We start from the raw sequence: 11562 nt of genomic DNA, 5'->3' as shown, positions 1-11562 counted from the left end.
TATGTTAGCGTAGATCATCCGCTAACTCCTCTGCCACACCTTTTTTCGTTCACCCGGTGCTGACTTACAGCAACAGGTACAAGAAGTATTCAAGGATAAAAGTAATGATTATTGCCGTACTTTCCGAGAGCAGGAAGCTTTGTCGTTTAGGTTGATTGATGCGTTTGGTTTGTTTATGCGGTTTAGAGCGCAAATCGAGAAGGTAGCATGACTACAAATAAAAAACAACCCAAAAATAATGACGATAATAGACAGCCCAATAGTAACAGTAGTCGTAGGCTGTCTGAAGGAACTGATACTAACAGACAAAGACAATATAAAAATTTGACTCTTCGGCTTCGTGCTTACTCAAATACTGTTGATGCAAAGCTAATTATATATTTGCAAAAAGGAAATGGAGTCAGTACTAGCAAAGAGATGGTATTACAGGCATTACGAATGTGTTGGTTGCCTTTAGCATATCAAGCTCAAGCAAATGCGGATGTAGAAATTAGTGATAAAGAGGTGCGTCAGGTAGGGTTAATTTGTTGTCATGCCCTGGAGCAACATTTGGCTTATTTGCGAATGGAACTAGGATTAACACATAAATCAAGTGATGTTTTGCCTGTACCTCTCAGCACTATGGTCAATCCTCAAACGCTTGCTACTATGTTCGGTCTAGAAATTGGTAATAGCGGTGGTATTGATAATGAAAATGATAGTAATGGTAGCGCTAAAGGTAAAACTAAAGGCAATGGCAGTAGTAATAGTGACAACCAGCCAAAACACAAAATAGATTCTGATTCCTTCATTCCTGGTGAGGGGTCTTTCTATGATGAAACAGACGATATGTTTGAGAATATTTAAGTATTTATTAATGCACATTTAGTCAAATCAGAAAGGAGATTTAAGATGGCAGCAATTCACTTCATGGATGGTGAAAAAGGTGGAGTTGGCAAGTCTTTGTTTGCACGGGTTATGGTGCAATACTGTATTGACAATAAACTCTCTTATGAGTTGGTAGAAGCAGACCAAAGTAATCCAGATGTGGGTGCATTTTACCCAGAAAATCATAAGACAGCAGTTTTTAGCGAATCAGAGCGTAAAGCTTACGATGCTGATGAAATTTTTAATTTAGCGCTAACAACTTCTGTCATTGTCAATTTACCTGCTCAAGTATACCCAGCAGTAACTGATTGGATTGAGCGTAATCAAATCCTAGAAATTACTGGGAAAAATAAGGTCAAAATATACAAGTGGTTTGTTTGTAGTGGTGGATATGACAGTGTTCAATTATTTATTCAATCTCTCGAACGCTTTGAGAACAAGATTAAGCATATCTTTGTACGCAATTGTGGTTTATGCGATGACTGGAAACATGTAGATGGACGTAAGAATTTACAGGAATTAATCAAAGCTCATAAAGTAGCTGTCATCAATTTTCCCAAGTTCAGCTATCGAGAGCGGGATATCCTTGATGCCAATCAAATAAATTTTTCTGCGGCTAGAGATTATGGAGAGTTAGGTGTATTGGGTAAGCAGCGATTACACAGTTTTCTCAAAAGAGCTTATGAGGAAATTGAGAAAGCTAAAATTTGGAACCCTCCGGCAGCTTCAATTACTTCCCCCACAGAAAAAGTTGATGATGCTAATGTCAACAGCAAGGTTGCTACCAAGAAGTAATCTAATTCAGGAGTACTGTACATGGATAGCGGGGGGTTTAGCCTGTGGAATTAATTTTACTTTTTTACTCAGGACTCATTACTCAGCACTCAGCACTATTTCGGTGACATCTCCCACCATCAAATCAAATTACCAAATAAGCGTGGGGGACGAGGACGCGAATTAGCTAAAAGCAAACAGAGATATGAGTAATTCTCACACTGAAGAACTCGATTTAGACGATGAGTTTTTGGATTCAGTAGCCGCTAGAGGCAAAGGACTGAGCCAAATTCCTTACCCAACTTTACTAGATTTAGCCATTCGAGGTAAAGACGATTCATTTAAAGCTAGGGTTTGGGAAATAGTAGTCCAAACCGGACTTGACCCTGATGACCCAGCATTTCTGATGATGATTGCTACTGGTAGGCTACAAGTACTATTGGAAGACAATCCCAAAGAAATGGAAGCAATGTTTGACCTGTGGCAAACGCAGCTTTATGACCATCTCCAGACATATGAAAAGGCAGCAGTAAAAGGTCAGCAAAAAGCGATCGCTCAGTCAGTGGCGGCATTAATTAGGCGTACTGAATTTGAGCGTGCTATTCATTCAGTTCCCTCTTTAATTGCTGCGGGAATACTGCTATTAATTGCAGCTGGAGTGGGTGGACTAGTAAGTGTAGGTGGAATGTCCTGGTATCAATCTAGTCATCTAGATCCTGCTGGGCCACGCCAACTCACACAAGCCCAAGCCAATGCTTTGGAATGGGCAACCAGTAATGAAGGTAAGTTTGCTCACAACCTAATGCAATGGAACCAAGATTTGCTGAGTCGTGACCAAAACGGTCAACTTACTTGTGCTAAGGATGTCAAGCGTTTGGGGGTAACACTGGAAATTGGAGCAAGTACCAGAAAAGCCTCATCCGGGTTCTGCACGTTATGGACATCACCTACCAATCAGCGCCAGTTTGTATCTAAACCGCGTCAACCTTGAAAACCATAGTTTTTTGGAATTAGGTTAAAGCTCAGAACTCAAGCCACAAAAGAATAATACACTCTCCTAAAAAAACTCCAGGTTTCAAAATGGACGGGGTTTAAGTTAAAAAATTAGTTGTCAATTTCTCAATCGTAGAAGAGGATTCAGCAGATGTTTACCTGCAAAGTTAACTGGCTTTGGCTGCTGGTAATAGGAGGTATAGCTACAGCTTGTACCCCTAATACTGTAAATGTCAGTGGCAAGGATGAGAGGAATACGACTCAAGCTCAAGCTCAAACTGTGCCTGATTATCCGCCGATGTATGATGTGGATGTTAAAGTTTGTGGCAACATCATTGCCCCGCTAAAAGATGGAAAACGTTGTGTAAATCAACAATTGCGTTTGTGGGGGCCAGTAGGAGAGGCAAACTTAGTTCGTGCTGGTATTTCTCTACCATCAGTTTCTAGCGTAGAGCATAAATTAGCGATCGCCTCGAAAGGCTGTTATCCTGTTTATTCCCAACCTTCTCAACAGCAGTTTTATTGGGCTAATTCCATTATTCAAGTCAACAGGGGAGAAACTGCACCCACAGTCGAAGTCAAGGCAACTCAACTTTCAAACCAGCAGATTGATGAGTTAATGACTAGTAAACTTTCCAGTCGGACAATTACAACATTTGGTGGGGTGGGATGCGAACCTGCATCTTCGATAAAATAAAGTTTTTACGGTTGAGGGTGGGTGGGCAAAAAAGTTACCCCACTAAAATGTGGGGCTACTGTCAGAGCCGGCAGATAATTATGAAGCTTCAGCCCATCTAGCTGTACGTTGTTGTTTATGAGCTTTGCGCCGCTCCCGTACTGCATCCAAATCTTTCAGTCCATACAGACGTTTGGCGTATGCTAGTAGTTCATTGATGGGAGTTTCGCTATAATCCTGGCGAAACTGAATGTTATGTTCGTTCCAATCAAACTCTTGCTGATTAAAACGTGCTTGAGCAGCAAGTTCTCTGCCTGATTCCTCACGTAAAACTTCCAGTACCATTAATCGCACTTTATCCTGATAACCTATTACTTGATCCAACGCTTTTGTTTGTTCCTGATTACGAGTCATTCGAGTCATTTGATTATCCTTTGATTAACGAATTGCTACATCTCACCTCAATAGCATCGACAGATGCCTTATGAGTTAGAGTTCACTTTTAAATCTCTTGAATTCAGCAGCAATCGCTGCATTCAATTCTGTTTGTTGGATGCGGGTGGGTGGGAAATAGAATGCCCTGAATTAGATAATTCAGGGCATTATAATTAATCGTCAATTTCTATATCTTCGTCATCTTCATCTTGTTCAAAATCGTCATTTATCAAGTCATCAGAGTTGCTACTTAAACCATTGAGTCCATCCATACGTTTAGACCGAGCAGCTTTATGAGAAGCACGCCTATCTCGTATTTCATCAAGATTATTCAAGCCGTAAAGTTTGCGGGCATAATTCACCAGTTCTTTTAATGGTGTGTTTACATAGTCCTTACGGAACTGGGAATTGTGTTTGTCCCAATCAAACTCTTGTCCGTTAAATCTGGCTGCTGCTGCTAATTCTCTTCCTGATTCTTCCCGCAATACTTCAATTACCATCAGGTGTACTTTTTCCTGATAAGTCATTACTCGTTCTAAAGCAGGAATATGCCTTTCAATTTTACGTGATGCTTTAGCAGTTTTGCGAACGTTAGCGTTAACCATGAGAATTACTCCTTGATATTTAGTATTTTTCTCATAGAAACAGCATCGAAAGATGCAATTCGCTCCAATTTAAATTCTTTATTCGGCAAAAAAATAACCTGTATTGTTTGAGGCAATACATGGTTATTTTGGGTTGTTATTCTGTCAATTACTGAGAATAAGTCGGATTTATTTATTCGTCTTCATCTTCTTCATCTAATTCGTCATCTTCATCTAAATCTTCGTCGAGTTCATCTTCGATATCCTCCTCATCTTCATCTTCATCCAGTTCTTCGTCCAATTCGTCATCTAAATCGTCAAGTTCTTCCTCTTCTTGCTCTTGGAAAGAATTACGACGTTCCAGAGATGCGCGGTTGAATTCCACTAAATCTGCTATTGCTTGCTCTGGGTCAGTGCTGATAGTGTCATACAGCATACTCATGAAAATTGCCACTACTTCTGGTGCATATTTGAGTGCATCTGGTTGTCCAAACAATTTAGTAAATAATTTGGTATTCCATTTTTGCCAATCAAACTTTTTGTTACCACCTTTCTTTTTCACCTGAGCAGCAATATCAAGTCCGAGTTTTTCACGGGCTGCATGACCGATTTTTGTGGAAACACGGGAATCGCGTAGTTGTAATTTAACGCCGTATTCCTTGAAGATTAGGTTCCGCAATTCCTTCAACAATGCTAATGCCTCTTCTTGTGGTGAAGCATTCGCTACCTTTGATTTAGTTGTAGCGGATGTGCCATTGGTTTTGGCAGATGTTTTAGCATTAGCTGCGTTGCGATTGTTATTGATTCTAGCTTTAGCGATAGCCATTTTACAGCTTCCTTTAATGAAGTAAATTTTTCACCTCCTTGCCGCAATCGCGGCTTTCACATCCATTTCATTTCAATTTCATTTTTTTGCGATTTCAAACCTGTCTTTGCTGCGACAAATTTATGCTTTTAAGAGATAAAGAAGCGGACTAGGAGCAGTTTCCGAAATTAACACTGTACTGGAGGCGATGCCTGCGGCGGGCGTAGCCATCGCTCTTTTTCACACAAGAAATATAGCCAACCTGTTAGTGATAATTATCCGTGTGGTTAAAGCATCAGTAATAAATTTGCTCTACAAGGGGAAAGTAAGTTGTTGAAGTCAGATTTATGAAGTTGACAGACTGGCCTGCTCTAGCTAACCAAAATACTCCAATTGTGGCTGTAGAGTATCATACGCCTGACAGAATGCAAATACTACAGCAGTTTTACCATTGGGGTGAAGAACGGTCTTTATCAGTCTTTGTCTGGAATCCTGGTTACTGTGGACTACAGCAATTAATTCAGCATCAAGGTCAGTACATCTTACAGTCAACTGACAGGGGTAAAGATGGGGACATTATTCAGTATCTTTTGGAGGAATATCAACCAGGTATTTATTTACTGGAGGGAATGCTAAATGAGGGTGATGCTAGCAAAATAAGTCAAAAATGTAGCTATCAATTACTCAATGCCTGTCATCAAGCTCTCTGGAGTCAACAACGTCATTACTGGGTGTTATTGGAAACTTACATTCAACTACCTCTAGAATTACAGCCTTTTATTCCTATACTGTCAAATCCACTTCCAGACCAACAGCAGGTGCAGATGGTTGTGGAGCAGTTTTGTGATGCCTGGGTTGGAAGTAGCCATCATCGCCTTCAGCAGTTTGCGGAGTGCGATCGCGATCACCGCGCCGTAACCGATCGCAATTCTTGGTTAAAGACAACAGAAAAAACATCAGCACTGCAATTGCTCTTTCGTGCCTGTCAGGGTTTACCCATAGGCGAGATAAATATGTTACTACAGCAATGTCTGGGTTTTGCAGAGCAGCTTGAGGAAATCGCCCAATTAGTGCTAGAGCATAAAGTTAGCAAACTGCGGGGTCGGGGTTTAGAATACATTGCTCAACCGGATGTACCTTCAGCCGGGGGATTAGATTTGCTGGAGAAAAGGTTGGAAACTATTACCTGTCTACTTCAACCTCAAGCAAAGCAATATGGTTTGAAGTTTCCCATTGGAATGCTCTTATGGGGGTCACCGGGTACTGGTAAAAGTCTCTCTGCCAAGTTAGCAGCTAAGAAAATGGGATTGCCACTGTTAGCAGCTAATTGGGGTGTACTACTGGGCGATCCTCATCCCGACAGAGCATTAAAGGAGTTTATTGCTTTGGTGACTTCCCTTTCTCCGTGTGTACTTTATTGGGATGACTTTGATAAAGGCTTTTCTGGCTGGGACTCCAATGCAGATGGAGGTGTAGCACGGCGGCTATCTGCGGCTTTGTTGACTTGGATGCAAGAGCATCAAGAGCCAGTTTATACCATTGCTACTGTCAATCGCTTGTCAATGCTACCTGCGGAATTAGTGCGCCGTTTTGATGATATCTTTTTTGTGGATTTACCCCATGAAGGGGCAAGATATGAAGTTTTCAATCTACATCTAGCTAAGTATTTTCCAGCTTTTCGAGACAATAACTCACCTTGGAGTGATGATCAATGGCGTAGACTGTTGGCTGAATATCGCATTTGCAGTCCGGCAGAAATTGGTAATGCAGTCCGTCGTTGTGCTGAAGAGGCTTTTTATCAAGGTAGACCAGGGGAAATTGAGTTTGAGGATTTGCTGAAACAGCGACAAGAATTCACACCAGCTATGGAACGAGAGTCAGAACAGATACAGGCAATTCGCAATCAGGCTATTTATGCTAAACCTGTAGCTAGTCACGATGTTTCTCGATTTGCTTATCAGCATCGGGAGTTATTTGGGTGATATGAGTGGAATTTTTGAAATTCAGCTTGTGTCGGATTTTAAAATGCCGATGGTAGAAGTATGGTTGGGATTATTGCTGGGTGGGTTTACTTAGAACAACGTGGTAACTTTTATCACGATCAGAATGTCTGGGTGAATAGCTCTCTAACTTCGACTGATGACATCCTTGGGCGCTGACTCTGAGACTACAGCATCGGCTGACCAACCTCACGGGAGCCCTATATTTCCCTTACAAATCAAAATCAAGGCTGAAGGTTTGGTCCTCAGAATCCTCTGGTTTAGAGTCTGTAGATAGCTCTTTAGTCGGCTGAATAAGTTGGTTTGACTCAGTATTAATCGGAGTGAAAGCTACTTGTTGAGTAGGGAATGTACCCTTTCTGAAAGCAAAATAACAATCAATGATAAAGTAAAGCGTTTCCAGGTAACTTTTACCTAATTGCTGTGATTCGGCAAATATCCGCTCACGATAGCTATCTTTGATCCGAACTTTTTCCGGTGTCAAGTCTTGTTTGTCTGTCATTGTTATAGCTTCCCAGATGTGGTTGTTGGATTCTTGCTCATAATGGTTTTTGCCATTTCTAGAAGCCCAAAAACATTAGCTTCCACTGGATTGTCCAAAATTTTGAAACCGTTCTTTTCTAAAAGCTTCTTAAATCCTGGTAACAGACACCCTCCACCAATCGCCCAAATTTCATCCCCTTGGTGCTTGGCATCAAGTGTCAAATTCACCACTTTCTTCAAGTATTTTTCATACCAATCTTTCAAACAAGCACTATATATATCTTTAATATCGATGTCACGGCTGTACTTGGTATGTCCCATTTCCAGACAAAATCGGATTTTGGATGCATCCCCGATTTTTCCCCCATTTAGATGTTTCATTTTTTGGGAAATATCATCAATGAGAACTTCTACACCGATGGGGTAGGCGGTGTGAACTTCTCGCTTCCCCTGGTTGTAACGAGAATACAGAGTCGTTCCATTGCCAAAGTCTAAAATGGTTAATTTTTTCGGTAGTTGATGCCCAAACAATGCACCCATCCCCTCTAGCACAATTTTCAGCACTTCTACTTTCACCTCTGATTGTTTACCAGCAAGTATTGGCTGATATTCCCCACTTAGTACTTTTTGCAATTCGTCAGCCAGACCTACATCATGTAAGCTGACGACTAATTTTAAGTGCCAAGCCTTACGGTGTGGTAGATGTGCCAATGCACCCAATAATGTCAACAACGCATTATTGACTTTGTTTTCATTGTTATCCGTGTTCCGGTCAAAATGATAACCTGTACGGAAAGCTGATTCTCCGACTGTGTAAGCAGTGCCGTTAAAAACTACTCGTCCGGGTACATCTTCCATCTCGGCATTGGTTATATAGCTGGGGACACGAACTACTTCAAAGCCATCGACTAAAAGTTTTAGGCTTCCATAACCGTTATCAAAGCCAGCAGGAAAAATTTTTTGTAAGGTATGAATGTTCGACATTGGGGGAAAGGTAATACGGTTCAATTTGTAAAAGTTATCAGTTGAGAAGATATGAGGGAGCAAAGGAGAGAAGAATAAAATAACTACCTTTTTTTTCTCCAGCCTCAAGAGCTTATCATACCCCCTTGGGGGCTAAGTGGGGTATAAAGTGTCAAACAGTCAAATATACCCCACAAAACACCCATATATACCCTATACAGGGGTCAAATACTCATCGAAGTCCTGAATCATTTTTGGGGTACATATAGCCCCTATAAAGCCCCCATAAGCATTTGTGAAGTTTTATTTTCTGAATAAAATAAAACTGGTTTACTAGATTGCACTATTATGCAATTTAGTTATTGCTGAATGACTAAATTCAGTCTTGACTAAAATTACCAACAAATAGGACAAAAATCTATCTTTACATCTATCTTCTCGAAGAGTAGGACTTTTTGAGAGCTAAAGTAATGACTAAATAGCGTTAATTACAATTTAGTCATTTGTAAATGACTAAATTACATAATGACTAAATAACTTAAAAACAACATTATGCATTATGATATTGACTAATTTACACAATGCTGCTGGTAGTCAGTAAAATGTTAATTCTTACTTGTGCATCCTTGTCCGGTGGCCAGGGAAAAACAACTGTTGCAATCTTGTTGGGTAGAATGCTTGCTCAAACAGGACAGCGTGTACTGATGATTGATGCCGATCCCCAAGCGAACCTAACTTTTTACCTGGGGCACGAAGTTCAGCAGAATCAACCCACGCTTCTAGAAGTTCTCAAAAAACAGATCAATACTGAAGACGGTATTTATGAAATCGGAGAAAACCTATGGTTAATTCCTGCTGATGATGGATTAGATAATGCTCAAGAATTTTTGTCTGGGAGCGGTATGGGAGCTATTGTTCTGAGCAAACGCTTAAAAGAGGTATCAGATCTATTCCAATACTGCATTATCGATGCACCACCTCAGCGATCGCAAATCTGCCTTACATCGTTGGGGGCAGCTGACCATATCATCATTCCTGTAGAAGCATCATCCAAAGGTGTAAATTCTCTCATCCGAACTCTAAGTTTAGTTGAAGAACTTCAAGAAATTGATGCTTTTTCAGGGATAGTGCTTGGCATCTTGCCATTCAGAGATAAATGGGTAGGTAATAACCAAGTCGCACAAAGTAAGGCGAGTATCAGTGCAATGCGAACAATTGCCGAAGAAATAGTCGTTTTACCTTCAATTTTAGAATCTGAACAATTTAAAAAGGCCATAGATAAAGGTGTAAGTTTGTCCTCTCTAGGCTTTGAACAACTCGAAACTCCCTTCCAACAAATTATCGAGAGGTTACAAAAGAATGTCTGATGTTTTTGAGCGCCTTAAGAAAAAGACACGTCCAAGTGTTCCAGCACGGGATACAACACTTGTAAAAGTACAACACGATAACTTACTAAATGACCAAATTACTGAATTTAGTCATTTAACTGAAAAACCAAAACCGGATTTAGATAGTGAGGAAGTAATAAACGATAAGGTAAGCACTTCTAATCAAGAAGAGCAGTTAGAGTTACCGCAGATCATCAGGCGAACAATCAGGTTAGAACAGGACATTGATACCAAACTAGATACGTTTTGCAATGTAAATAAAATTACTAGAGATACTTTCCTAGAAGGTGCATTTATCGTCTGCTCAGAAAATGAGGAATTATTGCAAGAGGTATTAAACCAAGCTAGAAAACGTTATCAACAGCGTAAACAAGCTGGTGAACAACGCAAATTTCAGACATTGGCTAAGAAAATTAACGTTAACGATTAAGTTAACCCTAATCCATCCGTGAGAGGTTGTGACTTTGATTATAAATTAAGCAAAAAGTTCAATTTATGGTTTCTTATCAGCTTTTGGTGATAGTGATAGAAAAGGGTGGTCAGCTACTTCGCTTACCGCGTTGGCGATGGGCTACGCCCCACAGTAGGTGACATAGATGTCAGTTTCCATTTTGGAGTAGCGATCGCTCATCGGGCTGTGTTAATCCGGTCGTTGCAAGACTAAAGCCGTTACTCGACTGGGGGTGAGAGCACGTTGGGAAGAAGAGCTTACTTTGGGGGAAGCGTCTTTTGTTAAACCTTCAAACTGAGCGCTCCTCATCAGAAGGCTGTTCAGTGAGAGTATTGGCTGCCTCAAGTAAAAGTTCCACAGTTGTTGCCAAGAGCGTTCGTACACGAGTTAACTGATTTCGGCGCTCAATCCCCAGCCGTGCTTCAGTGTTTCGCGGATCGTCATCATGGCTTAAATGAACAACTTTCACTTTCTGCTGTTTTTCAGATGGTTCAAATATTGGCTCAGGAGCAGTGAGTTTATTGTATCCATAAACTCCACTTGGGCGCTTCACATTATAATGATGTACTTCACAGCCACCAGGAGCAATGTAGCATCCTTCTAGATTATTTAAGTTGTGATGCAATTGTTCTACACAGGCGGCGATCGCTTCCATTTGTGCAGCAACGCCCAGCGATTGTGCACTTTGAGGACAACCTCTTGACATCAGCATCATCACTGCCGCTTCGCGGCGCGTGGTTCTAAAGGTTTCCTCTCTGCGTTCCCACTCCTGTTGCCGTTGGCAAGACGCAATCTCCCGCACGCGAATTAGTTCGATTTCCTCATCTGGAGTCAATTTAATAGCTGCTCCACAGGTTGTATAATTGAAGCATTCTCCAGGGTCAATACCCGGTTGCAACATCATTGAGGCACAGTCAAAGCCAAGTCCACATATCTTACGCGGCATGATTTCAAATTAGTTCTAGCTTAATAAACTTATTTTAATAGCTAGAACAAAAGGCTATGTGAAGGCAAATGGTATTAATCGGAGTTTATGTCGGATAAAAGATAAGGGTAGCTTATTTTATATTGTAGGCTTATATTACAATTGTCACTGTAAGCATAAGATGAGCAAGTTGCTCACTTTATGCTTTCAAAGCGGAT

The 11562-nt window shown here is 40.8% G+C and carries 14 protein-coding genes; 8 read left to right on the top strand and 6 right to left on the bottom strand.

Features of this window, described 5'->3' with window-relative positions:
* Nucleotides 1–207: 207 nt before the first annotated feature.
* The 4 genes from HWQ39_RS03255 (at nucleotide 208) to HWQ39_RS03240 (ending at nucleotide 3331) form a co-directional block, all read left to right on the top strand.
* Nucleotides 208–846, top strand: a complete 639-nt coding sequence (locus HWQ39_RS03255; protein ID WP_292841505.1) for a hypothetical protein — start codon at nucleotides 208–210, stop codon at nucleotides 844–846.
* A 45-nt stretch (nucleotides 847–891) separates the two neighbouring features.
* Complete coding sequence (locus HWQ39_RS03250; protein WP_292841503.1) at nucleotides 892–1662, top strand: mobilization protein; 771 nt, start codon at nucleotides 892–894, stop codon at nucleotides 1660–1662.
* 184 nt (nucleotides 1663–1846) lie between these two features.
* Nucleotides 1847–2632, top strand: a complete 786-nt coding sequence (locus HWQ39_RS03245) for a DUF6753 family protein (RefSeq protein WP_292841500.1) — start codon at nucleotides 1847–1849, stop codon at nucleotides 2630–2632.
* A 153-nt stretch (nucleotides 2633–2785) separates the two neighbouring features.
* Complete coding sequence (locus HWQ39_RS03240; RefSeq protein WP_292841497.1) at nucleotides 2786–3331, top strand: hypothetical protein; 546 nt, start codon at nucleotides 2786–2788, stop codon at nucleotides 3329–3331.
* 78 nt (nucleotides 3332–3409) lie between these two features.
* Here the strand turns inward: HWQ39_RS03240 and HWQ39_RS03235 are convergent, their stop codons facing one another.
* From HWQ39_RS03235 to HWQ39_RS03225, 3 genes are all read right to left on the bottom strand, one after another.
* Entirely contained in the window at nucleotides 3410–3733 is a 324-nt protein-coding gene (locus HWQ39_RS03235; protein WP_292841494.1) for a hypothetical protein, read from the bottom strand.
* 185 nt (nucleotides 3734–3918) lie between these two features.
* A complete protein-coding gene (locus HWQ39_RS03230; protein ID WP_069069520.1) occupies nucleotides 3919–4350 on the bottom strand; it encodes a hypothetical protein in 432 nt (143 codons plus the stop codon).
* Between the two features lie 172 nt (nucleotides 4351–4522).
* Nucleotides 4523–5155, bottom strand: coding sequence for a primosomal protein (locus HWQ39_RS03225; RefSeq protein ID WP_292841490.1), 633 nt, complete (start codon nucleotides 5153–5155; stop codon nucleotides 4523–4525).
* 326 nt (nucleotides 5156–5481) lie between these two features.
* Between HWQ39_RS03225 and HWQ39_RS03220 the strand changes: the two genes are divergently transcribed.
* Nucleotides 5482–7116 (top strand): AAA family ATPase, encoded by a 1635-nt coding sequence (locus tag HWQ39_RS03220; RefSeq protein ID WP_292841487.1) that lies wholly within the window; start codon nucleotides 5482–5484, stop codon nucleotides 7114–7116.
* A gap of 229 nt (nucleotides 7117–7345) precedes the next feature.
* On the opposite strand, the gene HWQ39_RS03215 is transcribed toward HWQ39_RS03220, so the two are convergent.
* On the bottom strand, nucleotides 7346–7636 hold the full coding sequence (locus HWQ39_RS03215) for a hypothetical protein (protein WP_292841484.1): 291 nt from the start codon (nucleotides 7634–7636) through the stop codon (nucleotides 7346–7348).
* A gap of 2 nt (nucleotides 7637–7638) precedes the next feature.
* Entirely contained in the window at nucleotides 7639–8601 is a 963-nt protein-coding gene (locus HWQ39_RS03210; RefSeq protein ID WP_292841481.1) for a ParM/StbA family protein, read from the bottom strand.
* A 581-nt stretch (nucleotides 8602–9182) separates the two neighbouring features.
* On the opposite strand from HWQ39_RS03210, the gene HWQ39_RS03205 reads away from it, so the two are divergent.
* From HWQ39_RS03205 to HWQ39_RS03195, 3 genes are all read left to right on the top strand, one after another.
* Complete coding sequence (locus tag HWQ39_RS03205) at nucleotides 9183–9947, top strand: AAA family ATPase (RefSeq protein WP_104902300.1); 765 nt, start codon at nucleotides 9183–9185, stop codon at nucleotides 9945–9947.
* Nucleotides 9940–10398, top strand: coding sequence for a hypothetical protein (locus tag HWQ39_RS03200; protein ID WP_292841477.1), 459 nt, complete (start codon nucleotides 9940–9942; stop codon nucleotides 10396–10398). The genes HWQ39_RS03205 and HWQ39_RS03200 overlap by 8 nt, the downstream gene beginning before the upstream one ends.
* A gap of 105 nt (nucleotides 10399–10503) precedes the next feature.
* Nucleotides 10504–10632: a hypothetical protein gene (locus tag HWQ39_RS03195; RefSeq protein ID WP_292841474.1), complete on the top strand. Its 129-nt coding sequence runs from the start codon at nucleotides 10504–10506 to the stop codon at nucleotides 10630–10632.
* Nucleotides 10633–10708: 76 nt separating this feature from the next.
* Here HWQ39_RS03195 and HWQ39_RS03190 read toward each other — a convergent pair whose 3' ends face one another.
* Nucleotides 10709–11365: a hypothetical protein gene (locus tag HWQ39_RS03190; RefSeq protein WP_292841471.1), complete on the bottom strand. Its 657-nt coding sequence runs from the start codon at nucleotides 11363–11365 to the stop codon at nucleotides 10709–10711.
* Nucleotides 11366–11562: the final 197 nt, after the last annotated feature.

Origin of the sequence: Nostoc sp. NMS8, from assembly GCF_017115045.1 — a bacterium.
GTDB lineage: Bacteria > Cyanobacteriota > Cyanobacteriia > Cyanobacteriales > Nostocaceae > Nostoc.
The sequence above is the reverse complement of the archived record's forward strand: the minus strand, read 5'-3'. Positions and strand labels throughout refer to the sequence as shown.

Bases quoted from the DNA above. Each gene is read 5' to 3' on its own strand.
- HWQ39_RS03255 (WP_292841505.1), top strand. From the start codon at position 208: ATGACTACAAATAAAAAACAACCCAAAAATAATGACGATAATAGACAG.
- HWQ39_RS03250 (WP_292841503.1), top strand. From the start codon at position 892: ATGGCAGCAATTCACTTCATGGATGGTGAAAAAGGTGGAGTTGGCAAG.
- HWQ39_RS03245 (WP_292841500.1), top strand. From the start codon at position 1,847: ATGAGTAATTCTCACACTGAAGAACTCGATTTAGACGATGAGTTTTTG.
- HWQ39_RS03240 (WP_292841497.1), top strand. From the start codon at position 2,786: ATGTTTACCTGCAAAGTTAACTGGCTTTGGCTGCTGGTAATAGGAGGT.
- HWQ39_RS03235 (WP_292841494.1), bottom strand. From the start codon at position 3,733: ATGACTCGAATGACTCGTAATCAGGAACAAACAAAAGCGTTGGATCAA.
- HWQ39_RS03230 (WP_069069520.1), bottom strand. From the start codon at position 4,350: ATGGTTAACGCTAACGTTCGCAAAACTGCTAAAGCATCACGTAAAATT.
- HWQ39_RS03225 (WP_292841490.1), bottom strand. From the start codon at position 5,155: ATGGCTATCGCTAAAGCTAGAATCAATAACAATCGCAACGCAGCTAAT.
- HWQ39_RS03220 (WP_292841487.1), top strand. From the start codon at position 5,482: ATGAAGTTGACAGACTGGCCTGCTCTAGCTAACCAAAATACTCCAATT.
- HWQ39_RS03215 (WP_292841484.1), bottom strand. From the start codon at position 7,636: ATGACAGACAAACAAGACTTGACACCGGAAAAAGTTCGGATCAAAGAT.
- HWQ39_RS03210 (WP_292841481.1), bottom strand. From the start codon at position 8,601: ATGTCGAACATTCATACCTTACAAAAAATTTTTCCTGCTGGCTTTGAT.
- HWQ39_RS03205 (WP_104902300.1), top strand. From the start codon at position 9,183: ATGTTAATTCTTACTTGTGCATCCTTGTCCGGTGGCCAGGGAAAAACA.
- HWQ39_RS03200 (WP_292841477.1), top strand. From the start codon at position 9,940: ATGTCTGATGTTTTTGAGCGCCTTAAGAAAAAGACACGTCCAAGTGTT.
- HWQ39_RS03190 (WP_292841471.1), bottom strand. From the start codon at position 11,365: ATGCCGCGTAAGATATGTGGACTTGGCTTTGACTGTGCCTCAATGATG.